This is a genomic window from Archangium gephyra (assembly GCF_049060025.1).
Taxonomy (GTDB): domain Bacteria; phylum Myxococcota; class Myxococcia; order Myxococcales; family Myxococcaceae; genus Archangium; species Archangium gephyra_A.
In genome coordinates this window covers 6173794-6196941 of record NZ_JBMEQQ010000002.1, presented here as the reverse complement: position 1 = coordinate 6196941, position 23148 = coordinate 6173794, and the positions used below count along the sequence as shown (strand labels likewise).

Here is a 23148-nt window from a genome sequence, read left to right as displayed (position 1 = left end):
AGGACAAGGCGAGCCCCGTTTTACATCTGGCACCGTGCCTGATGAAGCGCGCCCCTACGGGTGCTGCTCCAGCTCGCGCAGCTTGTCGATGATGACCTGCATGCGCTCGTGGTGCGAGCCCGCCCAGAACACCCGCTTGCACTCGGGGCACTGCTGGAAGCGGGTGAACGTGGCCTGCACGCGCTCGGGCACGCGGCCCTGCACCTCCTCGGACGAGGCCGCCGAGAGCGCCCCATTGCACGGGATGCACCGGGAGAAGGGGCGCATGTGCGCGGTGAGCTGGAAGCGCCGCACCACCTCCACCAACTGCTGCGAGGGGTCCGTCTCGCGGGGGAAGTACCCATGGAGGACCTCGGAGCGCTTGAGCAGGCCGATGTCCCTCGTGAGCAGGATGCGCTGCTCTTCACGCGACAGGCGGGCGAGCACGTCATCCGCGTAGTCGTTGCGCCACAGCGTGTCGAAGCCGAGCATGCGCAGCAGGCCCGCGAGCCGGCCGAGCCCCACGTCCAGCAGGAAGCGCGGCTCGGGCAGGGCAGGGGGCCCCACGCGCACCAGCGGCGTCACATCCATGGAGGTGAAGGCGGGATAGACGGCCAGCCGCTGCCCGTGCTCCACGCGGTGGGAGAAGTCCACCGCCTGCCCGTCCACCAGCACCACGTCCACCTCGGGGTGGGGCGGGCCGAGCGACTCGATGAGATCCTTCACCGAGGGAGCGCCCTGGACGGTGTGGAGGAACTCGACGCCGCGCCGCTCGGGGGCCAGGAAGTCGTTGAGCGAGCCGTAGAAGCGGACCTGGAGCTGCGTCATGGGCCAGCGGGCGGGTCGGCCGGGTTCGGCCCCTTGTTGCGCAGTCGCCGGATGAGCTTGTCGAGCAGCGGCGTGAGCGCGAACGTGGCGGCGAAGCGCGGAATCTTGATGACCTGGCAGGCGAGGTAGGCCCCGCCAAAGGTGCTCGCGTTGCCGACGGCGCCCTCCACCTGGAAGCCCGCGCGGATGAGCACCATGAAGCCCACCAGGCACAGGCCGAAGATGGCGTAGTGCACCACCAGGGCCAGCATGCCGTAGCGGAGGATGAACGCCTGCAGGCGGTCCATGAGCTTCGGTTTGGCCTGGTCCACGGCGGCGGGAGTCTCGTTCGGATTGGGTGTCACGGGTGGCTGAACAGTCTCCATCTCCCCCACCATGCCCCACTTCGGGCCTTCCAGCGAGTCGTCAACCGGTTGCCTGTCCGCCCGCCCTCCCGGCCGGGTTGTCAGGCTCCCAGTGGGCAAGGTAGACCTGAGGGTCTCATGGTGCACCGCTTTCGCGTCCTGATTCTCGTGGGCCTCGCCACACTCGCCGCCGACCAGGTGACCAAGTACCTGGCCGTGGCCCACCTGACGGAGGCGCTCGATGGGCGCACCGGCGGCATGGCCCGGCTCGAGGGCTTCGTCTCCGAGCAGAACCTGGACAACCATCCGCGGGTGCCCGGCGCGTACTCGCGCGCCACGCGGCCCTACCGCTTCATCGAGAACTACTGGCACTTCCGCTACGTGGAGAACCCGGGCGCCGCCTGGGGCCTCTTCGGCAACCTGCCCGAGTCCGTGCGCCGGCCCTTCTTCCACGTGGTGAGCCTGGTGGCGCTCGGCTTCATCACCTTCATGTACGTGCGGCTCACCCCGGACCAGCGGCGGGTGCGCTGGGCGCTGGCGCTCGTGGCGGGCGGAGCGGTGGGCAACTTCGTGGACCGCCTCCTGCGCGGCTACGTCATCGACTTCATCGACTGGCACTGGCGCAACCAGCCCGGCATGCGCTGGCCCACCTTCAACGTGGCCGATGCCGCCATCTGCGTCGGTGTGGGCCTGCTCCTGCTGGACTCCTTCCTGGAGCGCAAGCCCGTGGAAACCGTGACGCCGGGGGAGCAGGTGGTATAAGCACCTCCCGTGCCGCGCAAATACATCCTCCTGCTGACGGTGGCGCTCGGCGTCATCCTTCTCGACCAGTGGACGAAGTACCTCGTCGTCCGCGAGCTGACCACGCGCTTCGATGACCGGCCCACGCTGGGCCAGCGGCTGTCGGCGATGTACGGCGAGCCCCCTCCCCAGGGCTTCGATGGGCTGCACTACCGGTCCAAGCGCTACATCGAGGTCTCCGACTCCTTCTTCCGCCTGCGCTACGCGGAGAACCCGGGCGCGGCCTGGGGCCTGTTCCGCAACCTGCCGCCCGCCTCGCGCAGCCTGCTCTTCCACGTGGTGAGCATCGCCGCGGTGGTGCTCATCACCTGGTACTTCAGCAAGCTGAGCGGGAAGGACCCCCAGGAGAAGTGGGCCCTGTGGGGCCTGCCGCTGGTGCTGGGCGGGGCCATCGGCAACTACATCGATCGCATCGCCCGGGCCTTCGTCATCGATTTCCTCGAGGCCCATTGGTACGACAAGGCGGCCTGGCCGTCCTTCAACGTGGCCGACGCGGCCATCGTGGTGGGCGTGGGGCTGCTCATGGTGGACGCCTTCGTGCGCAAGGAGACGCCCACGGAGACGCCCAAGCAGGACAAGTCGGCCCAGGCCCGTCCCTGACGGCGGGCCGCTCCCCCCGCGGGCGGCCCCGGACCCGGGCCGCCACTCCCCACCCTCGCGGCGCCGTGAACGGGTAACCTGTGCGGCCTCGCGACCCCGAGGCTCCCGCCCATGCTTCCCGTCCTCGTCCACTTCACCTTCACCACCCTCTGGTCCCAGCTCCTCCTGTATGCCCTGGCGCTCGGCGCCGTGGGCTACATCGCCTACAACGGCTGGCGCGGCGCCGAGGGCACGCCCACTGCCCCTCCCACCTCCAGCGACCGCCTGCAGCGCGCGCTCGGCTACGGCGCCGTGGCCGCGGCGCTCGCGTGGTACGGCCTGCGCTATGCGCTGCCCGCGTCCGCCTTCCTGGGCCAGAAGGGCGAGGGCATCCCCATCCACACCTACGGGGTGCTGCTGGCCACCGGCTTCATGACCGCCCTGACGGTGGCGGCGCGGCTGGCCCGTGACGAGTGGCGCAAGCCCACGTGGGTGCCGGATGCCCAGGGCGGCGGCCAGTGGGTGGACACCGAGGGCCCTCGCAAGCAGGAGGCGATGATGGACTTCGGCTTCTACGCGCTCGTGGGCGGCCTGGTGGGCAGCCGCGTCCTCTTCATCCTCGTCAACTGGAAGGACTACTCGCGCGACTGGACGCAGGTGTTCTCCCTGGGCGGCGGGCTCGTCTTCTACGGCGGCCTCATCGGCGCGGCCCTGGCGTCCATGCTCTTCGCCAAACAGCACCACATGGAGTTCATGCGGCTGGCGGACCTGGCCATCCCCACCGTGTCGCTGGGCCAGTGCCTGGGGCGCCTGGGGTGCTACGCCGCCGGTTGCTGCTGGGGTGACGTCACCGCGGCCGGCGCGCGCTTCGCCGTGAACTTCCCCGGCGCGGGTCTGGCCAAGGACCTCTTCGGACGGCTCGGTGGCACCTCCAGCCTCGCCTTCCAGTCCCAGTCGCAGGACTCGCGCTACGTGGTGGAGGCCACCGGCGAAGTCCTGCACCACATGGCTCCCGGCGCGGTGCGCATCTCCGATTGGGTGGCCCAGCACGGCACCACGCTGCCCATCCATCCCACCCAGATTTTCGAGTCCGTGGGCCAGCTCGTCCTCTTCCTGGCGCTGCTGTACGCGCGCCGCTTCCGGCGCTTCCACGGGCAGATCTTCGCCCTGTGGCTGATGTGCTACGCGGTGCTACGCACCTCGGTGGAGCTGTTCCGCGGCGACACCGAGCGCGGCACCCTGCACGGCCTGCTCCAGTCGCTGGGCGCTTCCCGGATGGCGGACGCGGTGCCCCTGGAGGCCTGGTACAACATCTCCACCAGCCAGTTCATCTCCCTGTGCATGTTCACCTTCGGTGCGACTTTGCTGTACAGGCGGATCCGCCGAGCAGGCGAGGCGGCTGGCGTCGGCCCGACACCGAGCCCTGCCTGAGGTTGATCCCCGGGCGCGTCTTGAGGACACTCTAGGTACCCATGGCGTACGAGTCCCCGAAGTCGTCCACGAAGAACCAGGCAGCCAAGGCCGGTACCTCGGCGAAGTCGTCCGCCAAGCTGGCCGCGACCAGTGGCGACACCAAGTCCGGCATGCCCACGAAGTCGGGCAGTGAGATGGCGTTCCAGGAGTGCGACGCCATCGAGGCCGACATCGCCGCCCTCAAGGTGGCCTACGAGTTCTACTTCATGGGGAACGAGCGCCTGCCGCCCACGCGGGCGTACGAGGACCTCAAGAAGCGGCTGGAGCGGCTCAAGAACAGCTTCGTGCGCAACACCGCGGCCAAGTTCCGCGTGCAGGCCATCGCCACCAAGTTCGGCACGTACGAGCGGCTGTGGCAGCGCACGCTGCAGGAAATCGAGAACGGCACCTACAAGCGGGACGTCGCCAAGGCGAAGCGCCGCACGCAGCAGAAGCCGGCGGGCGACAAGTCCCGCAACACGGGGGCCTTCGAAATCCCCGACGAGGGTTTCGAGGTCGAGGAGGTGAAGCCCTCGGTGGTGCCGTCCGTGGCGCCGGTGAAGCCGGTGGAGCCGGTGCCCTTCCGGGGTGGGGTGCCGACGGTGGCGCCGCTGGTCCCGTCGGTGGCCCCGCTGGTGCCGTCGGTGGCCCCGCTCATCCCTCCCGTGGCGCCCGTGGCGGGAACGCCGGCCCGGGGCACCGGGATTCCGTCCATCCCCTCGGTGGCGCCGCGCGTGGCGCCCGTGGTTCCGCCGATCGCTCCCGCGGTGCCGCGCGTGGCGCCCGCGGTGCCTCCCGTGGCGGCCCGTCCTCCCGCGGCCAAACCCGCGGCGGCGCGTCCTCCCGTGGCGGCCAGCGGCGGCGGCATCCCCGACGACAAGATGAAGTCGCTCTATGACGCCTATGTCACCGCCAGGCGTCAGAACAAGGAGGACACCTCCAAGATGAGCTACGACTCCGTCGCCGCCACGCTGCGCAAGAAGGTGCCCGAGCTGATGAAGCAGCACGGCGGCAAGTCGGTGGAGTTCAAGGTCGTCATCCAGGACGGCAAGACCGTCCTCAAGCCCGTCATCAAGTAGGCCGTGCGCGGATGAACCAGAACCTCGAGTCACTGAAGGAGCGGGTGAGCCGGCTGTCGGTCATGATTTTCGACATCGACGGCACGCTCACCGACGGACGCATCTTCTGGGTGCCCAACTCGGGGTGGACGCAGATGTACAGCGTACGCGACGGCATGGGCATCAAGCGGCTGCAGGAGGCGGGGCTGGAGGTGGCGGCCATCTCCGGCGGCGACAGCCTGTCGGCGCAGATGCGGATGCAGTCGCTGGGCCTCAAGCACGTGCACTTCGGCAGCCAGGACAAGGTGGCGCACTTCGAGAAGCTGCTGGAAGCTCTTGAAGGTGACGGCGGACCGGTGTGGGTACATGGGCGACGAGACGGTGGATCTGCCGCTGCTCAAGGCGGTGGGTTTCTCGGCGGCGCCGCCCGAGGCCCCGGACGAGGTGCGTTCGCAAGTGCACTATGTGGCGCAGCGCCCGGCGGGTTTCGGCGCGGCGCGCGAGGTGTGTGAGTTCATTCTTCGTCACCGGCAGGCGCCGTAGCGCCCCGGAGGGCGGGGGAAGCGTCGTCTCCTGAAATCCGTTACATGCCGGGGAGATCAATCCGTTCCGGGGGGAGGTTGTCCCTGGGGGAAGGGCTCCCTAGTTTGCGCCACGCGTGAGGCCCTGCCGGGTGCGCGCGGGTTGGCAACTACCGGACTTCGAGGTGGGCGATGGCGGGTCGGACACGGCGCTGGGGGCTCGGGTTGGTGGCGGTGGCGCTGTGGCTGACGAGCGGGTGCGCCGGGCCTCCGGACGACGCGGAAGCGCGCCTGGCCCAGTTGGAGGCCGAGGACAAGCTGATGGACGCGGCGCTCGACACCGTGGAGACGCGGCTGCTGGGCAACCAGTCCAAGCTGCACCTGTGGCAGGAGATGGAGCGGCGGCACGAGCAGGTGTCGGCCATCCAGTGCCGGGTGGCGGACGAGCACCTGCTGGCGATCGCCAAGCACTACGAGAAGCAGGAAGCCAAGGCGCGCCAGCTCAGCAAGCGCCGCCGCATGGCCTCCGCGGACGCCGCGGTGCTGACCGGCAGCCGCTGAGCGGCAAGCTGGGAAGGGCAGGGAGCGGGCGGGCTCGCGCCGGGTTCCGTGACGAGGGCGCCGAATCCGGGTAGAACTTCCGCCTTGTGAGAACCCGGATTGGAGCACTCGTCCTTGCTGTCGTGGCCGGGCTCGCCGGCTGCGGTATCCCTCCACCCGAGGAGTGCGCCTCGAAGAAGGAGCCGGTGCTGGATGCCCATGGCGGCGTCTCCCGGTGCACCGCCGCCGAGGATTGCCCCCGCTCATCCCGCGTGTCCCTGTGTGTCGATGACATCGGGGGCCAGGATGCCTGCATCCGCTGCCTCGACACCGAGTGCTACACCATGCTCCCGGAGACCTGCTGATGCGGCGCGTGATGCTCGCCCTCGCCCTCGCGCTCGCCCCCGGGTGCTCCCGGGACGGCGCTCCCGACCACATGCAGCGCGCCCGCGACGCCATCTTCGAGAAGCGTCCCGATGAGGCCCTCGTCGAGTACCGCAAGGCGCTCGACGCGCTGCGGCTGGACGACTCGGCCCAGGCCCAGGTGCTCAAGGCCCGCGCCCTCAAGGGCGCCGCGGACGTCTACTGGCTCGAGCTGCGCAAGGTGAAGGAGGCCGTGAGCGTCTACAAGGAACTCATCACCCAGTGCCCCGAGTCTCCCGAGGCCCTGGAGGGCCGCATGGTGCTCGCCGAGCTGCTGCGCATGCACTTCCGCGACCTGCGCGGCGCCATCGACCAGCTCACCGCCGCCCTGGCCCGCAACCCGCCCCAGAGCGCCGAGCTGCACTACCAGGTGGCCAAGCTGTACTTCGAGCTGCAGGACTACCAGCAGTGCGTGCTCGAGTCGCGCAAGCTCGTCGAGCGTTTCGCCACCAGCGCCTTCGTGGATGACGCCATCTACCTGCAGGCCCAGGCGCTGCACATGCAGGCGCTCAAGGCCGAGCCCGGCTCCCCCGAGGTGCCGCGCTTCCGCCAGGAGGCCTCGCGCACGTACGCGGACCTCATCACCCGCTTCCCGGACTCGGAGCTTCGCCCCGCACGCCGTCTTCGAGACGGGCAAGCTCAAGGCCGAGTCGGGTGACAACGAGAAGGCCATCGAGACGTGGGTGCAGGCGCTGAAGACCCACCCGGAGCCGGCCACGGTGCAGGACGCCATCGCCCGGGCCCGGCGCCGCATCGCCGTGACGACGCCCGAGGGTGTCGGCTCGCGCGCCTCCGCCTTCGCGCGCCCCCCCCCGACCCGCCCGGCCCCTCCCCCGCGCACCTCCATTGAGGCCGTCGGCGGCTCGGCGGATGAAGCCGCCCGAGACCACGGCGACTGACTCAGGCGGGCACGCCCTCCAGCACCGTCTCGAAGAGGGGCGCGGCCTGGGCCGGGTCGTCCGCGTCCGCCACGAGCAGCAGGTGGATGCGGCCTCCCTCCACCCGCGCGTCCACGCCCTCCAGCTTCACCTTCGCGTCCACGCCATCGAGGAACATCGGCGTGCCATCCGGCGCCAGCACGCCCACCGCCGAGCCCATCACCGCGCCATCCGCGTAGGCGTCCCGGGTGTCCTCGGCCGCGGCGGTGAAGACCATGCGGCCGTCCGGCAGCGGCGCCATGTCCGTGAAGGACAGGCGCACCGTGCCCGCGCGGCCCAGCTCCCAGCGGCGCACGATGCGCACCACGTCCGGCTCCAGCGGCGCGCCCGCCTCCAAGGCTCGCACCACCCGGCCCGCGTCCAGGTCCACCACCGCGTCCTTGCCCTCATCCCCGTTGCCGCGGTTGAGCAGGCGCATGCGCACGCCCGCCATCGCCGCCCCCTCCACGTTGAGCGGGCCCAGCTCGCGCGCGAGCTGCGCATAGAGGCGGGTGAAGTCCACCTCGCGCACCGCGCCGCTCACGCTCCCGTCCGCCGCCAGCGGCACCAGCGCTCCCTTCTGCCTCACCGCCGTGCTCCCCGAGGGCACCGCCAGCAGCGCCCCGTGCGGCGCGCTCGGGAGTCCTTCCACGAGGCAGAGCGCCTCCATGTCGGGCTTCTTCGCCTTGCGCTCCTTGGGCTCCAGCGGCAGCTCTCCCGGCAGCAGGCGCAGGAACTGGCCCGGGGCCTCGCCTTCCAGGGGGAAGGAGGTGAGGAACAGCGAGTCGTCCGCGACGACGTGCAGCCACCTGCCCGCGCGCACCAGGCCGCTCGCGGCCGACACGTGGGCGTGGCCCCCGGCCGTCTCGGGTGCCTGCAGGGTCAGTTTCCGGCGCTGGATGAGGCGGAGCATGCGGGTCCTCGGGTGGGTTCCTCGACACCCTCACCCTAACCCTCTCCCAGGAGGAGAGGGGACTTCTCCGGGGCATGGTTCATCCGAGGGGCGGATAGAGTGGTGACTCCATGCCGCTTCGTCTGCTCCGGTATTGTCTCTGTCTGGTGGTGCTCGGTTGTGCCGGCACGCCCTCCTCGACGGGTCGCGCCCAGGCCGGCTCCGAGGTGCCGGCCTGTACTCCCGGGGAGCTGCTCTTCGCTCCCAGCTACCTCCCCCTGGACCTGGTGCTCACTCCCGAGGGCCGCTCGCTGCTCGTGGTGGACCGGGGCTTCCTCGCCCTGCGGGATGTCTCCACCCTGAAGGTGCAGCGCTACCTGTTGCCGCAGGTGGATGGCTGGGCATCGGCCTCCCTGTCCCCGGATGGCCGCACGCTGACCGCCCAGACCTTCGACGGCCAGCGCTACGCCTTCGACACCACCACCTGGAAGGCCGAGCGTCTGCCGGACGTGCGGGTGTTGAAGCACGAGCGGGAGGAGGCCGACATGGCGCTCATCACCGGCTCCGGGGTCCGCCTGGGTTCCTTGATGAAGGAGGCCCTCCCGCCTCTCACGGACGTGATGAAGGATCCCGAGCTCATCCGGGAGATGACGCAGAAGCAGATGTTCCCGCTCGCGGTCGCCCTGGACGCCCCGCGCCAGCGGATGCTCATCGGTGAGACGAAGGGCGCGCTCTCGCTGCTGGACATCCCGGGTCAGCGCATCGTGAAGCGCGTCCCATGCGAGAACTGCCCGCCGTATGTCTCCCTGTCGGCCGATGCGGAGGGCTTCCTGGGCGTGACGGCGGCGGGCCAGTTGCGCGTGCTCGACCGGGAGCTGAACGTGGTGCGGGAGGTGGCCTTCCTGCCTCCGGAGCAGGTCCAGGGGGAGGCCGAGCCTCGCACGCGGTTCGTGCGGCGGTTGCTGCGGGTCGGGGACGGCTCGCGGGTCGCGTGGCTCACCCGGGACCATGAGCTGGGCCTCTTCGACCTCGCGACGGGCACCCATGTCCTCCGGATGCCCGCCCTGGGCGTCGGGGGACTGGCCATGGCGGCTCTGCTGGATGCGCGGCGTGTGGCCCTGCTCTCCGAGGGGACGCTGCGCGTCTGGGACATGTTGGAGCAGCGCGTGCTCGTCGAGAAGCCGGGGCCCTACGCGAGCGCGGTGCGGCTCGACGCGGACCAGTGGCTCGCCACGCGCGAGGATGGGACCGCCGAGCTCGTCTCCTCCCGCTCCGGAGAGGTGCTGCGGAGCTTCTGTGCCACGCAGCGCCCCTGCGAGCGCGACCGGGCGGCGTTCGAGCGGCTGCTGAAGCGGACGGAGGAGCTGGAAGGAGAGGACGCGGAGGCGCTGTTGGCCGAGCCTCGACGTGTTCCATCGACCCCGGCACGTGGAGCTGCTCGTCTCGCCGGACCGGCGGACTCTGGTCGCCCTCTCGTATCCCATGCGCTCGGGTCAGGGTTCATCGACGGTCCCGGGCTCCATTGGCACGTGGCGCCTGCCCGGGCTGGAGCCCCTGGGCATGCGTGCCTTCACGCGGGATGACTTGGACGGGCAGGTCCGCTTCGGCGCCGGCGGGGTGCTCTACACCGGACGTGAGCCGCTGAGCGTCGAGGGGCTGCCCACCCGTGCCGCCGGCGTGGAATCCGGACGTGCCAGCGAGGCTCCGGACGAGGCAAACATCCGCGTCTACTCGGGAGGTGGGTTCTCCGTCCGGGTGAAGCCCGCCAGCGGCGAGGAGTTCTACGACCATGTCTCGCTCGTCGGGCCCGGAGAGCGGGAGTTGGGCTTTCTCTCGTTCATCACCGTGGACTCGCGGCGCTGGCCGCTGCGCCGTGAGTCGTTCGCCGACGTGCTCCCCTCCGGAGAACGCTTCCTCATCGCCAGCGTGGCCCGGGAGGAGGGCACGCCGTTCGGCTCGTTCCGCCGTCCCTCGGGTCCCGCCCAGGTGTGGTGCTCGCCCCGGGAGATGCCCCTGCCGCTCTTTCCCGAAGTTCCTCCGCCGCCCGCGGTGATGGAGGCCGGCGGCCTCACCGAGGTGAGCCTCGCGGGAGTGCCGCTCCACTACGAGGCGATCGCCCCCACGCGGGACGGCTCCGTCTACGTGATGGCCCGGGAGCAGGAGGATCCGTACTCCGCGCCCTCGGGCCCCTTCACGCTGTGGCGCCTCGGGCCGGTGAGTCCGGAGGCCGAGCGACTGGAGCCGCTTCCCGAGTCCGGTGGCTGGTACCGGCTGGCCACCGCGCCGGACGACGGTTCCCTCTGGGCCCTGGGCAAGGAAGCGCTCGCGCACCGCGAGGCGGACGGCCGGTGGACGGTGCACACGCTGCCGGGAGGCGCGGGGACCATGTTCGACTTCCTGGCGCTCCCCGGAGGCCGGGCGGTGGTGCTGCGTGGCTTCTTCGACGCCCAGCGGCCGGTGCAGTACCTGGTGCAGTTCGCCATCGCGGGCCCGGGCCCGGGCCTGGAGGTGACGGAGCATCCGAGCAGTGGGGAGCCGAGGCCGCTGGTTCCGCTACCGGACGGCTTCCTGTTCCCCGGGAGCCGTCCCGCGGCCTACGCCACGAGCGGCGTCTCCGTGCCGGGCTTCCGGTTCCGCGAGGGCAAGCGGTTCGAGGAGGACGCGCTCCTCGCGCAGGTGCGAGAGCTCCAACTCCGGAGCTCCTGGCTTCGTCAGGGCCGCGTGCTGCTGCTCGCGGAGAGCTCCACGGCCGCGTACTGGGTGGAGCTGGATGCGAGGACGGGCGAGGTGTTGAAGCGGCAGACGCTCGAGGAGCGGCTCCGCACACCGGGGAGCGCCGGGCTCGTGGGCGAGCCGGACACGGGGCCCGCTCCCAAGCTTCCAGGGTACGAGCTGCCGCGGTGGGTGGACCACCAGGGCCGGTTCCTCGCGATGCCGCGCCGGTCCATCCCCGCCTGGCTGCAGGTGGGCAATGCGGTGGAGGAGACCGCGAGCACTCCGAAGGGCACGTGGCTGCGGCTGAAGGGCGACGTGCTCCTCTTCTGGGATGGGACGCGGCTGAGCGCTTACTTCCACCCGAAGACCCGCCAGTACGGGCTCCGGTTCTCCAGGTAGGGAGCCCCTCCACCCGGCTCGGGGCTCAGCCCTTCTGGCCCCGGCCATGCTCCAGCGCCTGCTTGTCGCGCAGCAGCAGGTTCCATGTCTGCGGCTGCGAGGCCAGCAGCGTGAGCCAGGTGTCGATCTCCCCGTCCATCGCCGGGTCCACGCCCTCGAGCTTCTGAAGCACCGGCACCGCGCCCGAGAGCCCGAGCCGCGCGATGCTCTCCAGGATGGCACCGCGCACCTCGCGCGAGCCCTCCGTGGCGAAGCGCTCCGTCAGCGCCTTCATCGTCCGCTCGCGCTCCGGGGCCGCCACCGTGCCGAGTGCCTTCGCCGCCGCGGCGCGCACCTCGGGGTGCTCGGACTCCCGGAACAGCCGCCTCACGGAGTCCACTGCCGGTGGCCGCGCCGCTTCGATGGAGGACGCGCTTAGCAGCCCCGCCGCCGTCTTTGGATCGCCCGCCTCCGACGCGAGCGCCACCGCCTGCTCCGCCACGCCCTGGATGCGCCCGAAGCCGCGCTGGGCCTCCTCCGTCAGGTTGCCCACCACCGCCTCGCGCACCTCGGGCGCCGGGTCCTTCACCCACTGGCGATAGGCCTGACGCGTGGTCTCCGCCCTGGCCAGCACCTCGCTCGACGGCTCGTCCGAGGCCCTCAGCGAGCGCACCAGCACCGCCTTGTGCACCGGCTCCGTCTCGCGCCCCGCCTTCTCCAGCACCCGCTCCAGCACGGCCCTGTCCCCCGTCAGGTTGAAGCGCATCACCCACAGGGAGGAGAGCGCCTCCAGCACCTCCGGCTCCCGCTCCGCCTCCACCTTCGCCCACAACTGCTCGGGCGGCAGGCGCTCCAGGATGCCGCGCAGCTGCTCCATCACATAGCGCCGCCACGCCGGCGAGCCCTTGCCCTGGCGGTACTCCTCCACCAGCGAGTCCAGCTCACACGGCACCTCCCGCAGCATGTCCTCGGGAGGGGGACTCTTCGCGACGGGGCTCGGAGCCGGCGCCGGTGGTGCCTTCTGCCCGCCCTCCGTGCTCACGCCGTCCGAGGCCACGGGCGTGGGCACCTCACCGGAGGGCTTGTCCGCCCTGCCCAGCCACACCATCAGCCCCGCGAGCACGGCGATCAGCCCCGCGCCAACACCCACCCACTTCTTCGTCGCTCCCGTGCTCATCGCCTATCCCCCGCAGCGGTGGTGGTTGGCCTTGCCGAGGAAGACCCGGTCGAAGTCGGCGTGGCCCGCGTCGTACAGCGCCTTGAACTCGGTGTAGTCCCGCTGGAAGCGCGCATCCTGTTTCGCGAAGTCCTTCAGCAGCGGCAGGGCCCCGGCGCCCGCGGCCCGCACCGCGTAGCGGACGATGGCCCAGCGCACGCACTCGTTCTTCTCCCGGGGGAAGGACTGGCCGAAGGCCTCGAGCACGGCCCGCGTGTCCCGCCCCGCGGACATCACCAGCGCGGCCATTTCCCGCACGTCGGGGTCCGGATCCTCGCGCTGGAGCTTCACCACCTGCTGGAGCGACGGTCCGTCGATGCGGGCGTCCGGGTAGGTGCCCATCTCGAGGGCGAGGCCGCGCACGCCGGGCTCGGCGGAGTCGAGCGCCACCTCCAGCAGCCTGCCCATGTACGGCTCGATGCGGCCGGTGCGCCGGAAGTCGTTGTCCATCACCCGGCCGATGGCGCGCACCGCGTGCCTGGTCACGCCGATGGCGGGCGAGTCCTTCCGGGCCAGCGCGGTGAGGCGCTCCAGCATCGCGGGCTCGAGGCGGTGCTGCGTCTCCAGGGCGATGAGGGCGCTGACCTGGTGGCCGGGGTCCGGGTGTTTCTCGGCCAGGGTGGCGAGCCTGTCCACCACCGCGGGCGAGCGCACGGCCTCCGTCTCCCGCACCGCGCGCAGGTAGAGCGACATCTCGGGCTCCTGCGTGGTGTGGGCCCATTCAATCACCTGGAGCGCCGCCTGGGCGTCCTCGCCGATGACCTCGGCGAGCCGCTGCTCCAGGAAGAGCAGCGCGGCCTGATCATTCCGGGCAAGGGCCTGACGGAGGGCGGCGCGCACCCCCTCGAGCCCATGCGGGGCCTCGCGCTTCAGGTAGCCCGCGTAGCACGTGAGCGGGGGCAACCGGGGCCCGGCGATGGGCCGCTCGTCGGCGGCGAAGGCCGAAGCGGTTCCGAGCGTGGCGAGGAGCGCACCCAGGCGCCAGCACCGGGTGAGGGACGAATACATGGGCGAGGCCTTCACGTGACTCCCGGGGGGCGGGGTGTGCATCCGGACCCGAGAGCGTATAAAACCGCTGCCGGGGTTTTTTCTCCCACCCTCAAAAAACCAGCAAAACCTGGAATTTGCGGCGCCATGTAGAGGAACGCATGGTGGAAATCAAGCTGCACAGGCCGCGTGCTATGGAGCCCTCATGAACCACACGCAGAGCAAGGCCCTCTTCTCCCGAGCGCAGGAGCGAATTCCGGGAGGTGTGAACTCCCCGGTGCGCGCCTTCCGGGGTGTCGGCGGTGAGCCCGTCTTCTTCAAGGAAGGCGCGGGCGCGTGGCTGACGGATGTGGACGACAACCGGTACGTGGACCTGGTGGGGAGCTGGGGCCCGCTCATCCTGGGCCATGCCTATCCGCCCGTGGTGGCGGCCATCACCGAGGCGGCGCGGCGCGGCACCACCTTTGGTGCGCCCACGGACATGGAGGTGCAGTTCGCCGAGCTGCATCTGCGCCACGGTGCCGAGCGTGGAGAAGGTGCGGCTCGTCTCCAGCGGCACGGAGGCCACGGTGGCGGCCATCCGGCTGGCGCGCGGCTACACGGGCCGCGACCACATCCTCAAGTTCGAGGGCTGCTTCCACGGCGCGGGCGACCCCTTCCTGGTGAAGGCGGGCAGCGGCGTGGAGACGCTCGGGCTGCCGGACTCGCCGGGCGTGCCCAAGGAAGTCGCGGGCCTCACGCTGACGGCGCCGTACAACGACCTGGGCGCGGTGGAGCAGCTCTTCTCCAAGCGGGCCAAGGACATCGCCTGCGCCATCATCGAGCCGGTGGTGGGCAACATGGGCGTGCTCATCCCCGAGGAGGGCTACCTGCAGAACCTCCAGGCGCTGTGCCGCGCGCACGGGGTGCTCTTCATCCTGGACGAGGTGATGACGGGCTTCCGGCTGGCCCGCGGCGGTGCGCAGGAGGTGTACGGCCTGCGTCCGGACCTGAGCACCTTCGGCAAGGTGGTGGGCGGCGGCATGCCGCTGGCGGCCTACGGCGGCCGGCGCGACATCATGTCCAAGATTGCTCCCGAGGGCCCGGTGTACCAGTCGGGCACGCTGTCGGGGAATCCGGTGGCGGTGGCCGCGGGCATCGCGAGCCTCCAGGCGCTGCGCGCGCCGGGCGTCTACGAGCGCCTGGACTTCGTCGGCCGGGAAATCGAGGCGGGCCTGCGCGCGGAGGCGGAGGAGCACAAGATTCCCGTCACCATCAACCGCGTGGGCAGCATGTTCACCGTCTTCTTCACCGAGGGGCCGGTGTTCGACTACGCGAGCGCGAAGAAGAGCGACACGGCGCGCTACGGCCGCTTCTTCCACCAGATGTTGGAGGAGGGCGTGTACCTGCCGCCCAGCCAGTTCGAGGCGGCCTTCCTGTCGCTGTCCATCAACGAGCCCGAGGTGGCGCACATCCTCCGGGCTGCTCGCAAGGCCTTCCGCGCGCTTGGCCAGGGCGCCTGAGCCAGCGGCGGTAAGCCCGGGGCCCATCCCCTTCGGCCCCTATACCCTGGTGCGGCGCATCGGGTATGGGGGGATGGGAGAGGTGTTCCTCGCGCGCGAGGAGGAGCCGGGCCGCGCCTGCGTGGTGAAGAAGGTGCTGCCGGCCCTGGCGGGCAACGCGCAGTTCCTCGCCCGCTTCCGGGACGAGGCGCGGGTGGTGCTGCGGCTGTCCCATCCCAACATCGCCCGCGTGTGGGCCATGGGCGAGGTGGCCGGGGCGCTCTACCTCGCCATGGAGTACGTGGCGGGCAAGACGCTCAACCGGCTCGCCTGGCGGTTGCGCAACCGCGGGCAGACGCTCCCCCTGGGCCTGGTGCTGCTCATCGGCGAGCGGATGTGCGAGGGCCTCGCCTACGCGCACGACGCGACGGATGAGCAGGGCCAGCCGCTGCACCTGGTGCACCGCGACCTCTCTCCGGCCAACGTGTGCATCTCCTACGGGGGCGAGGTCAAAATCATCGACTTCGGCGCGGCGCAGTCCACGTTGAAGGAGGCGCAGACGGCGCCCAGCGTGGTGATGGGCAGCATCTCGTACATGGCGCCGGAGCAGGCCCGCAAGCTGCGCGTGGACCGGCGGGCGGACGTGTACGCCACGGGCGTGGTGCTCTGGGAATTGCTCGCCTGGCGTCCGCTGGCGCAGAAGGGGGATGTCGTCGAGCGGTGGAAGCGCGCGGCCTACCCCCAGTGGGAGCCGCCGGGCCGTCACCGCCCGGGGTTGCCGCCCGAGGTGGACGCGGCGGTGTTGAAGGCGCTGGCCACCACGCCCGAGGAGCGCTTCCCGGATGCCGCGGCGTTCGGGGCCGCGCTGCGGCGGCTGCGCGAGCAGTTCGCGCCCGGCGTGGGGGACGCGGACCTGGCGCGGCTCATGGCCGAGGCCTTCGCCAAGGAGAAGGGGGTGGAGGACGGCGTGCTCGCGGAGTTGCTGCGGCGCGATTCTCCCCAGCGCCCCATCCCCGAGAAGGAGCTGTCCTCCCTCGCGCCCCCCACCGCGCTGGCCTTCGAGCACCGGGCGCTGGATGCCCCCGCCGACTTCGTCCCCTCCGCCGAGGTGGAGATCGTGGAGGAGTCCCAGCCTCAGCCGAAGACCCAGCCGGAGGCCCCCGGGGCCCAGGCCCAGACGCCGCGCTCGCGCGAGGTGCGGGTGGCCTTCGACGTGGAGCAGCCGGGGGAGGAGTCCGGGCTGGTGCGCGCCATCGAGGAGGGCGGAGAGGAGGGCGGAGAGGCCGAGGGTTCCATCTCCACGGGAGCGTCCGTGCCGTCCTCGAGGAAGTGGCTCGCCGCCGGGCTGTTCCTCGCCGCGCTCGCCCTGGGCTTCCTGCTGGTGTGGCTGCTGCGCTGAGGCCCAGCCCATCTTCTCCCCGCTGTCAGCCAGGGGCCTTCACGCCACGTGCCGGGAAACCCGTACGGGAATTTCCCCATCCTCCCGCGTGCTATCGACGAGTGAACACTTGTCACGATCTTGTACCGACGGCGGAGGGTGGCTGACGAGTGCGCCAACCCTGTGTGGTAGAGGCCGGACCCTAGGAGGCGTTCGTTGACCACTCGTATCCACGAGATTCTCAAGAAATATCCATCCGAGCTGCTCACCGAGTGGCTCAGCGCCATGACGGCCGGTGGGGTGCGCCGTGACGCGCTGATGAAGGAGGCGGAGCTGCGCGAGCAGTGCGCCGAGTTCCTCCGGCTGCTGACGCAGGCCACGGAGCAGGGCAACCTGGCCGACATCACCTCGTCCACGTTCACCCCGGCCCGGGAGATGCTGGATCGGCTGTCGCGCTCGCGCAGCCTGCAGGGCTTCTCCCCCGCGGAGACGGCCACCTTCATCTTCAGCTTCAAGCAGCCCCTGTTCGACAAGCTGCGCAGCGAGTACGCCAGCCAGCCGGGGGTGGTGGCCGAGGAGATGTGGGGCGGCTCCCAGTTGCTGGACAAGCTGGGCCTGTACACCACCGAGGTGCACCAGCGGGCGCGCGAGGAAGTCATCATGCGCCAGCAGCAGGAGATGATGGAGCTGTCCACGCCCGTGGTGCAGTTGTGGGACCGCATCGTCTGCCTGCCGCTCATCGGCACGCTGGACAGCGGCCGCACCCAGACGGTGATGGAGACGCTGCTGCAGCGGATCGTGGAGACGGGCGCGGAGATCGCCATCATCGACATCACCGGCGTGCCCACCGTGGACACCCTCACCGCCCAGCACCTCATCAAGACGGTGACGGCCACCCGGCTGATGGGCGCCGAGTGCGTCATCAGCGGCATCCGTCCGCAGATTGCCCAGACCATCGTCCACCTGGGCGTGGACCTGGCCGGCGTGGTGACCAAGTCCAGCGTGGCCGGGGCCTTCAACTGGGCCCTCAAGCGCCTCAACCAGAGCATCTCCGCACCGGGCCAGCGTGTACCGGGCAAGGCCTAGCCGGAGCCATTCGAATGGAGCGCATTCCCATCCTCCGCATGGGGCGGGTTCTGCTGGTCACCATCCAGGTGGACATGCATGACCAGCTCGCGGTGACCCTGCAGGACGACCTGACCGCGAAGATCGTCGAGACCAGCGCTGGCGGGGTGCTCATCGACATCTCCTCGCTGGAGGTGGTGGACTCCTTCATCGGCCGCATTCTCGGCAACATCGCCACCATGTCGCGCGTGCTGGACGCGCAGACGGTGGTGGTGGGCATGCAGCCCGCGGTGGCCATCACCCTGGTGGAGCTGGGCATGTCCCTGCCTGGAATCCGCACGGCGCTCAATGTCGAGAAGGGCATGGCGCTGCTGCGAGCCTCCATGGAGGCCGACGAGGACGTGCCCGAGGTCGCGGATGCAAGTTTTGAGGACTGAGGTGATGCCCATCCGCTCGGCGCAGGACCTGGTGCTGGTGCGCCAGGCCGTGCGCACGTGGGCCGCCGAGCTGAAGTTCAGCCTCGTGGAGCAGACGAAGATGGTGACGGCCGCCAGTGAGCTGGCGCGCAACACCCTGGACTACGGCAAGGGTGGAAACGTCACCCTCCAGCTCCTCCAGGAGGGCTTGCGCAAGGGACTGCGCCTGTCCTTCGAGGACCAGGGCCCGGGTATTCCGGACATCGATCTGGCGCTGCGCGACGGGTACACCTCGGGCGGCGGCATGGGGCTCGGGCTGGGGGGCGCCCGGCGGCTCGTGAACGAGTTCGACATCGTCTCCAAGGTAGGGGAGGGAACACGGGTCACGGTGACACGATGGAAGTGAGCTCCACGGCGATTGCGGTGACGGAGAGCAGCCAGGCGGGCCATGCGCGCCGGATGGCGGCCTCCCTGGCCGCTCGCCTGGGGTTCAAGGAGGAGGCCCAGGGCAAGGTGGCCCTCGTGGTGAGCGAGGCGGCCAAGAACCTGGTCGCCCACGCGCGTGACGGGCTCATCCTCCTGCGCGCGCTCCATGCGGGCCCGCACGTCGGCGTGGAGATGCTCGCGCTGGACAAGGGCCCGGGCATGGCGGACGTGGACCGCTGCCTGCGCGACGGCTTCTCCACCGGAGGCACCAGCGGCGTGGGGCTGGGCGCCATGCGGCGGATGTCCGACCTCTTCGACATCCACTCCCTGCCGGGGGTGGGCACGGCGGTGGTGGTCCAGGTGTGGGCGGACAAGCCGCCCCCTGCTTCCCAGATGACGGTGGGCGCGGTGTGTGTGCCCATGACGGGCGAGGAGGTGTGCGGGGATTCCTGGGCGGTGGACCACAAGGCCGACCGCTGCATCTTCCTCGTCGCGGATGGGCTGGGCCATGGGCCCGAGGCGGCCCGGGCCTCGCGCGCGGCGGTGGTATCCTTCCTGGAGCAGGGCTCCAACGGACTGGTGGAGCTGCTGCGCGGCGCGCACCAGGAGCTGCGCAGCACCCGGGGCGCGGCCGTGTCCTTCGCCTCGGTGGAGGGCGCTCAGCTTCACTACGCGGGGGTGGGCAACATCTCCGGCGCCGTGGTGTCGCCGGCCGGCGCCGTCCAGCGGCTGGTGTCCATGAATGGCACCCTGGGGCACCAGGCGCCCCGCATGCAGCAGTTCAGCTACCCGTGGAGCGCGGGGGACACCCTGGTGATGTGCTCGGACGGACTGGCCACCCAGTGGCGGTTGGACCCCTACCCGGGGCTGCTCGCCCGCCATCCCAGTCTGGTGGCCGGGGTGCTGTACCGGGACTTCGTCCGGGGCCGCGACGACGCGACGGTGCTGGTGGCACGCGAGGTGCCCCGCGGAGAACCACGTTGAGCTCCTCTCTCTTCCAGTCCGAGCTGCGCACCGGACAGGATGTGGTGAACACCCGGCAGCGGGGGCGGCACATCGCCCAGTCCCTGGGCTTCGATGGCCAGGACCAGGTGCGCATCGCCACCGCCATCTCCGAGGTGGCGCGGCTCGCGGCCTCCCACGCCAACGGCCACATCGAGTTCCTGCTGGAGGAGGTGCCCGTGCCCTCCCTGCTGGTGCGCGTGCGGGCCTCGGCGTCCAACGAGGGGCTCGTCGTGGGCAGCACGCCGGAGACGCTCCGGCCGGGGCCCGCGCTCGCTCCGGCGCAGCGGCTGATGGACCGGGTGGCCCTGCGCAAGGACGGGGACGGCTGGCTCCTCCTGGAGCTGGTCCAACGCCTGCCCCAGCTCACCCCCATGCCCCAGGCCCTGGAGTCGCTGAAGGACGAGCTGGAGCGGCAGCGGCGCTCCAGTGCCGCCGACGAGCTGCAGAAGCAGAACGCGGACCTGCTGCGCATCCTCGACGAGCTGCAGGCGCGCAAGGCCGAGGTGGATCGCCTCAACCGCGAGCTGGAGGAGACCAACCGCGGCGTGGTGGCCCTCTACGCCGAGGCTCGAGGAGAAGGCCGAGGCGCTGCGCCGTGCCTCGGACATGAAGACGCGCTTCATCTCCAACGTCAGCCACGAGCTGCGCACGCCCATCAGCTCCGTGCTCAACCTCTCGCGCCTGATGCTGGACCGCATCGACGGGCCGCTCAACGCCGAGCAGGAGAAACAGCTCCTCTTCATCCGCAAGTCCGGCGAGGCCCTCCAGGATCTCATCGACGATCTGCTCGACCTGGCCAAGATTGAATCCGGCCGCTCCGAGGTGCTGTGCACGAACTTCACCGTGGCGGACCTGTTCGGCGCGCTGCGCGGGATGCTCCGGCCGCTGCGCGTGAACGAGGGCGTCTCGCTCGTCTTCGATGAGCCGCAGGGGCTGCCGGAGCTGCACACCGACGAGCGCAAGCTGTCGCAGATTCTTCGCAACCTCGTCTCCAACGCGCTCAAGTTCACCCGCCAGGGCGAGGTGCGGGTGTCGGCGGCGCCGGGCCCCCGGGACACGGTGGTGTTCTCGGTGCGTGACTCCGGCGTGGGCATCGCCCCCGAGGACCAGGAGCGCATCTTCGAGGAATTCGTCCAGGTGGAAGGCCCCCACCAGCAAGGCATCAAGGGCACGGGCCTGGGGCTGCCGCTGTCGCGGCGGCTGGCGGAGCTGCTCGGCGGCTCGCTCACCGTGGACAGCCTGCAGGGCCAGGGCAGTACCTTCCATGCGGCCGTGTCCCGGGACTACACCCAGCGGCCCGGGGCGATGGGGGAACAGGGCGGGGCCTCCCAGTCGTTGGAGCAGGATACGCCTCATGCCCGAACCGTTCTCATCATCGACGACGACGAGGTCGCCCGGTACCTCCTTCAGCGGCTGCTCGCCGACGCCACGCTCCAGTTCCGCGAGGCCGCGACGGGTCCCGAGGGGGTGCGTCTGGCGGCTGAGGTCCGGCCCTCGGCCATCCTCTTGGACCTGTCACTGCCCGGGATGGACGGTTTCGAGGTGCTGGAGGCGCTGAGGCGCGAGTCCGCCACCCGGCACATCCCCGTCATCATCCATACCAGCCGCTCGCTGACCGAGCAGGAGCGCGGGCGCCTCCTCTCGGATGCGGTGGGCATCCTCTCCAAGAGCGGGCTCACCCGGGATATGGCGCTCGAGCTCCTCCAGCGGGCACTCTCCAGCCCCGGCCACGGGTCTGGAGGGGGCTCCGCCCAGCGCTGATCCCAGCCCCCACCCACGAGTCTTTGAGGAGACCGACGTGTCTCATAGGGAAACCATCCTCCTCAACATCAACGATAACGAAGCCAACCGCTATGTCGTCACGCGCATGCTGCGGGCGGCGGGCTTCCAGGTACGCGAGGGGGGCACCGGGGCCGAGGCGCTGCGGCTGGCCGCCGAGGTGCTGCCGGACCTCATCATCCTCGACGTGAAGCTGCCGGACCTCAATGGCATCGAGGTGTGCCGGCGGCTGAAGGCGGAGCCGCGCACGGCGGGCATCGCCGTGCTGCACCTGTCGGCCAACTACATCCGCCCGGAGAACAAGGTGGAGGGGCTGGAGAGCGGCGCGGACGGCTACCTGGCGCAGCCGGTGGACGCCTCGGAGCTGCTGGCCACGGTGCGCTCGCTGCTGCGCATGCGCCAGGCGGAGGAGGAGGCGCGCGCGGCGGCGGTGCAGTGGAAGAGCACCTTCGACGCGCTGGGGGACGGGGTGTGTCTGCTGGATGGGGACGGGCGGGTGATGCGCGCCAACCAGGCCCTGCTGGCGTTGCTCGGGCTCTCCGGGGAGCAGGTGCTGAGGCGGCCCTTCGAGGCGCTGATGCGGGCGGCGGCGGGGACGGAGGCCGAGCTGCCGCCGAGCTGCGGCGCGGTGCTGTCCTGCCGGGAGGAGACCGAGGTGAGCCTGGGAGGCCGCTGGTACCGCGTGGCGGCCAACCCGGTGGAGGGCGCGGCGGGCACGGTGGTGGGGGCGGTGCGCATCCTCACGGACATCACCTCCCGGCGCGAGCTGGAGGACGCGCTGCGGCAGCGGGCGGCGGACCTGGCGGAGGCGGACCGGCGCAAGGACGAGTTCCTGGCCATGCTGGCGCACGAGCTGCGCAACCCCCTGGCCGCCATCGTCAACGCCCTGCACCTGGAGGCGGCCACGCAGCCGGACGGCGCGGAGTCCAAGTCCATGCGGGTGATGATGCGGCAGAGCCAGCACCTGGCGCGCATGGTGGATGACCTGCTGGACGTCTCGCGCTTCAACCGCGGCCACATCGAGCTGCGGCGGGGGCCGGTGGACCTGCGGCAGGTGGTGCAGCACAGCGTGGAGGCGCGCCGGCGGGCCCTCGAGGAGAAGGGGCTGCGCCTGGAGGTGGCGCTGCCCGCCACGGAGAGCCTGTGGCTGGATGGAGACGCCACGCGGCTGGAGCAGGTGGTGTCCAACCTGCTGGACAACGCGCGCAAGTACACCGAGTCCGGAGGCCGCGTCTTCGTCGGGGTGACGGTGGAGGGGCGCGGGCAGGAGCGCCAGGCGGTGCTGCGCGTGCGGGACTCGGGCATTGGCATGAGCCCGGAGCTGCAGGCGCGGGTGTTCGATCTCTTCGTCCAGGCGCAGCAGCAACTGGCGCGCTCCTCGGGCGGACTGGGCATCGGGCTGACGCTGGTGCGGCGCCTGGTGGAGCTGCACGGGGGCGAGGTGAGGGCGCACAGCGAGGGCGAGGGCCAGGGCAGCGAGCTGGTGGTGCGCCTGCCCCTGGACGCCGCGCAGGCCATGCCCGCGCCCGCACCGGAGAAGCGGCTGGTGAGCCACGAGGAGCCCTCGGTGCGCCGGGTGCTGCTGGTGGAGGACAACGAGGACACGCGCGAGGTGCTGCGCGAGCTGCTGGAGATGTGGGGGCACCAGGTGGAGGTGGCGGAGGATGGCTTCAAGGGGGTGCAACTCTTCCCCGTGTTGCGGCCGCACGTGGCCCTGGTGGACCTGGGGCTGCCGGGGATGGATGGCTTCCAGGTGGCGCGCACGATTCGCGAGTCCGAGGGCGGCCGGGACGTCTTCCTGGTGGCGCTGACGGGCTACAGCGGCGAGCACCGGACGCAGGCGGTGGAGGCGGGTTTCAACCTCCATCTGGTGAAGCCGGTCAAGCCGGACGACCTGGAGCGGCTGCTGGAGCAGATCCCGGGAAGTCCGGTGGGGACGCAACTTCCGTGACACTCGTGCGACAATTC

At 70.8% G+C, this 23148-nt stretch carries 23 protein-coding genes and 1 pseudogene; 19 read left to right on the top strand and 5 right to left on the bottom strand.

What is annotated here, in order from left to right:
* Positions 1-54: 54 nt before the first annotated feature.
* Entirely contained in the window at positions 55-807 is a 753-nt protein-coding gene (locus tag ACN28I_RS26845) for a Mut7-C RNAse domain-containing protein (RefSeq protein WP_420944786.1), read from the bottom strand.
* Positions 804-1151 (bottom strand): hypothetical protein, encoded by a 348-nt coding sequence (locus ACN28I_RS26840; protein WP_420944785.1) that lies wholly within the window; start codon positions 1149-1151, stop codon positions 804-806. Before ACN28I_RS26840 ends, ACN28I_RS26845 begins: the two co-directional genes overlap by 4 nt.
* 138 nt (positions 1152-1289) lie before the next feature.
* On the opposite strand from ACN28I_RS26840, the gene lspA (ACN28I_RS26835) reads away from it, so the two are divergent.
* From lspA (ACN28I_RS26835) to ACN28I_RS26795, 9 genes are all read left to right on the top strand, one after another.
* Positions 1290-1913, top strand: coding sequence for a signal peptidase II (lspA, locus tag ACN28I_RS26835; RefSeq protein ID WP_420944784.1), 624 nt, complete (start codon positions 1290-1292; stop codon positions 1911-1913).
* 9 nt (positions 1914-1922) lie between these two features.
* Positions 1923-2552, top strand: a complete 630-nt coding sequence (gene lspA, locus ACN28I_RS26830) for a signal peptidase II (RefSeq protein WP_420944783.1) — start codon at positions 1923-1925, stop codon at positions 2550-2552.
* Between the two features lie 111 nt (positions 2553-2663).
* Positions 2664-3962: a prolipoprotein diacylglyceryl transferase gene (locus tag ACN28I_RS26825; protein WP_420944782.1), complete on the top strand. Its 1299-nt coding sequence runs from the start codon at positions 2664-2666 to the stop codon at positions 3960-3962.
* Positions 3963-4003: 41 nt separating this feature from the next.
* Positions 4004-5062 (top strand): MXAN_5187 C-terminal domain-containing protein, encoded by a 1059-nt coding sequence (locus tag ACN28I_RS26820; protein ID WP_420944781.1) that lies wholly within the window; start codon positions 4004-4006, stop codon positions 5060-5062.
* Positions 5063-5073: 11 nt separating this feature from the next.
* On the top strand, positions 5074-5553 hold the full coding sequence (locus ACN28I_RS26815; protein WP_420944780.1) for a hypothetical protein: 480 nt from the start codon (positions 5074-5076) through the stop codon (positions 5551-5553).
* A gap of 201 nt (positions 5554-5754) precedes the next feature.
* Entirely contained in the window at positions 5755-6123 is a 369-nt protein-coding gene (locus tag ACN28I_RS26810; RefSeq protein WP_420944779.1) for a hypothetical protein, read from the top strand.
* Positions 6124-6209: 86 nt separating this feature from the next.
* On the top strand, positions 6210-6467 hold the full coding sequence (locus ACN28I_RS26805) for a hypothetical protein (protein ID WP_420944778.1): 258 nt from the start codon (positions 6210-6212) through the stop codon (positions 6465-6467).
* Positions 6467-7183: a hypothetical protein gene (locus ACN28I_RS26800; protein WP_420944777.1), complete on the top strand. Its 717-nt coding sequence runs from the start codon at positions 6467-6469 to the stop codon at positions 7181-7183. The genes ACN28I_RS26805 and ACN28I_RS26800 overlap by 1 nt, the downstream gene beginning before the upstream one ends.
* Before the next feature lie 25 nt (positions 7184-7208).
* A complete protein-coding gene (locus ACN28I_RS26795; RefSeq protein WP_420944776.1) occupies positions 7209-7424 on the top strand; it encodes a hypothetical protein in 216 nt (71 codons plus the stop codon).
* 1 nt (position 7425) lies between these two features.
* Here the strand turns inward: ACN28I_RS26795 and ACN28I_RS26790 are convergent, their stop codons facing one another.
* Entirely contained in the window at positions 7426-8355 is a 930-nt protein-coding gene (locus tag ACN28I_RS26790; protein ID WP_420944775.1) for a DUF6929 family protein, read from the bottom strand.
* 110 nt (positions 8356-8465) lie between these two features.
* On the opposite strand from ACN28I_RS26790, the gene ACN28I_RS26785 reads away from it, so the two are divergent.
* Together ACN28I_RS26785 and ACN28I_RS26780 are read left to right on the top strand one after the other, a co-directional pair.
* Positions 8466-9917, top strand: coding sequence for a WD40 repeat domain-containing protein (locus tag ACN28I_RS26785; RefSeq protein ID WP_420944774.1), 1452 nt, complete (start codon positions 8466-8468; stop codon positions 9915-9917).
* Positions 9895-11448: a hypothetical protein gene (locus tag ACN28I_RS26780; protein ID WP_420944773.1), complete on the top strand. Its 1554-nt coding sequence runs from the start codon at positions 9895-9897 to the stop codon at positions 11446-11448. The genes ACN28I_RS26785 and ACN28I_RS26780 overlap by 23 nt, the downstream gene beginning before the upstream one ends.
* 25 nt (positions 11449-11473) lie before the next feature.
* Here ACN28I_RS26780 and ACN28I_RS26775 read toward each other — a convergent pair whose 3' ends face one another.
* A complete protein-coding gene (locus tag ACN28I_RS26775; protein WP_420944772.1) occupies positions 11474-12604 on the bottom strand; it encodes a HEAT repeat domain-containing protein in 1131 nt (376 codons plus the stop codon).
* A gap of 3 nt (positions 12605-12607) precedes the next feature.
* Positions 12608-13651 carry a hypothetical protein gene (locus ACN28I_RS26770; protein ID WP_420944771.1) on the bottom strand — a complete coding sequence of 348 codons (1044 nt, stop codon included), beginning with the start codon at positions 13649-13651 and terminating at the stop codon, positions 12608-12610.
* 184 nt (positions 13652-13835) lie between these two features.
* Here ACN28I_RS26770 and hemL point away from each other — a divergent pair.
* The 8 genes and pseudogenes from hemL (at position 13836) to ACN28I_RS26730 (ending at position 23131) form a co-directional block, all read left to right on the top strand.
* Positions 13836-15132 (top strand): annotated as a pseudogene (gene hemL, locus ACN28I_RS26765) (glutamate-1-semialdehyde 2,1-aminomutase).
* Positions 15133-15205: 73 nt separating this feature from the next.
* A complete protein-coding gene (locus ACN28I_RS26760; RefSeq protein ID WP_420944770.1) occupies positions 15206-16510 on the top strand; it encodes a serine/threonine-protein kinase in 1305 nt (434 codons plus the stop codon).
* Positions 16511-16705: 195 nt separating this feature from the next.
* Positions 16706-17575, top strand: a complete 870-nt coding sequence (locus tag ACN28I_RS26755; RefSeq protein ID WP_420944769.1) for an STAS domain-containing protein — start codon at positions 16706-16708, stop codon at positions 17573-17575.
* Between the two features lie 14 nt (positions 17576-17589).
* Positions 17590-17991: an STAS domain-containing protein gene (locus ACN28I_RS26750; protein ID WP_420944768.1), complete on the top strand. Its 402-nt coding sequence runs from the start codon at positions 17590-17592 to the stop codon at positions 17989-17991.
* Between the two features lie 4 nt (positions 17992-17995).
* The gene (locus ACN28I_RS26745) at positions 17996-18376 is read left to right on the top strand and encodes an anti-sigma regulatory factor (RefSeq protein WP_420944767.1); all 381 of its coding nucleotides are present in this window, start codon (positions 17996-17998) and stop codon (positions 18374-18376) included.
* Complete coding sequence (locus ACN28I_RS26740; RefSeq protein ID WP_420944766.1) at positions 18367-19380, top strand: ATP-binding SpoIIE family protein phosphatase; 1014 nt, start codon at positions 18367-18369, stop codon at positions 19378-19380. Before ACN28I_RS26745 ends, ACN28I_RS26740 begins: the two co-directional genes overlap by 10 nt.
* Positions 19381-20007: 627 nt before the next feature.
* Positions 20008-21162, top strand: coding sequence for an ATP-binding protein (locus ACN28I_RS26735; protein ID WP_420944765.1), 1155 nt, complete (start codon positions 20008-20010; stop codon positions 21160-21162).
* A 37-nt stretch (positions 21163-21199) separates the two neighbouring features.
* Entirely contained in the window at positions 21200-23131 is a 1932-nt protein-coding gene (locus ACN28I_RS26730) for a response regulator (protein WP_420944764.1), read from the top strand.
* Positions 23132-23148 lie beyond the last annotated feature (17 nt).

What these genes read in the sequence shown, in the direction of transcription:
- ACN28I_RS26845 (WP_420944786.1), bottom strand. Translation starts at nt 807, where the DNA reads ATGACGCAGCTCCAGGTCCGCTTCTACGGCTCGCTCAACGACTTCCTG.
- lspA (WP_420944784.1), top strand. Translation starts at nt 1,290, where the DNA reads ATGGTGCACCGCTTTCGCGTCCTGATTCTCGTGGGCCTCGCCACACTC.
- ACN28I_RS26825 (WP_420944782.1), top strand. Translation starts at nt 2,664, where the DNA reads ATGCTTCCCGTCCTCGTCCACTTCACCTTCACCACCCTCTGGTCCCAG.
- ACN28I_RS26820 (WP_420944781.1), top strand. Translation starts at nt 4,004, where the DNA reads ATGGCGTACGAGTCCCCGAAGTCGTCCACGAAGAACCAGGCAGCCAAG.
- ACN28I_RS26815 (WP_420944780.1), top strand. Translation starts at nt 5,074, where the DNA reads ATGAACCAGAACCTCGAGTCACTGAAGGAGCGGGTGAGCCGGCTGTCG.
- ACN28I_RS26810 (WP_420944779.1), top strand. Translation starts at nt 5,755, where the DNA reads ATGGCGGGTCGGACACGGCGCTGGGGGCTCGGGTTGGTGGCGGTGGCG.
- ACN28I_RS26800 (WP_420944777.1), top strand. Translation starts at nt 6,467, where the DNA reads ATGCGGCGCGTGATGCTCGCCCTCGCCCTCGCGCTCGCCCCCGGGTGC.
- ACN28I_RS26790 (WP_420944775.1), bottom strand. Translation starts at nt 8,355, where the DNA reads ATGCTCCGCCTCATCCAGCGCCGGAAACTGACCCTGCAGGCACCCGAG.
- ACN28I_RS26785 (WP_420944774.1), top strand. Translation starts at nt 8,466, where the DNA reads ATGCCGCTTCGTCTGCTCCGGTATTGTCTCTGTCTGGTGGTGCTCGGT.
- ACN28I_RS26780 (WP_420944773.1), top strand. Translation starts at nt 9,895, where the DNA reads ATGCGTGCCTTCACGCGGGATGACTTGGACGGGCAGGTCCGCTTCGGC.
- ACN28I_RS26775 (WP_420944772.1), bottom strand. Translation starts at nt 12,604, where the DNA reads ATGAGCACGGGAGCGACGAAGAAGTGGGTGGGTGTTGGCGCGGGGCTG.
- ACN28I_RS26770 (WP_420944771.1), bottom strand. Translation starts at nt 13,651, where the DNA reads ATGTATTCGTCCCTCACCCGGTGCTGGCGCCTGGGTGCGCTCCTCGCC.
- ACN28I_RS26760 (WP_420944770.1), top strand. Translation starts at nt 15,206, where the DNA reads ATGGGAGAGGTGTTCCTCGCGCGCGAGGAGGAGCCGGGCCGCGCCTGC.
- ACN28I_RS26750 (WP_420944768.1), top strand. Translation starts at nt 17,590, where the DNA reads ATGGAGCGCATTCCCATCCTCCGCATGGGGCGGGTTCTGCTGGTCACC.
- ACN28I_RS26745 (WP_420944767.1), top strand. Translation starts at nt 17,996, where the DNA reads ATGCCCATCCGCTCGGCGCAGGACCTGGTGCTGGTGCGCCAGGCCGTG.
- ACN28I_RS26740 (WP_420944766.1), top strand. Translation starts at nt 18,367, where the DNA reads ATGGAAGTGAGCTCCACGGCGATTGCGGTGACGGAGAGCAGCCAGGCG.
- ACN28I_RS26735 (WP_420944765.1), top strand. Translation starts at nt 20,008, where the DNA reads ATGAAGACGCGCTTCATCTCCAACGTCAGCCACGAGCTGCGCACGCCC.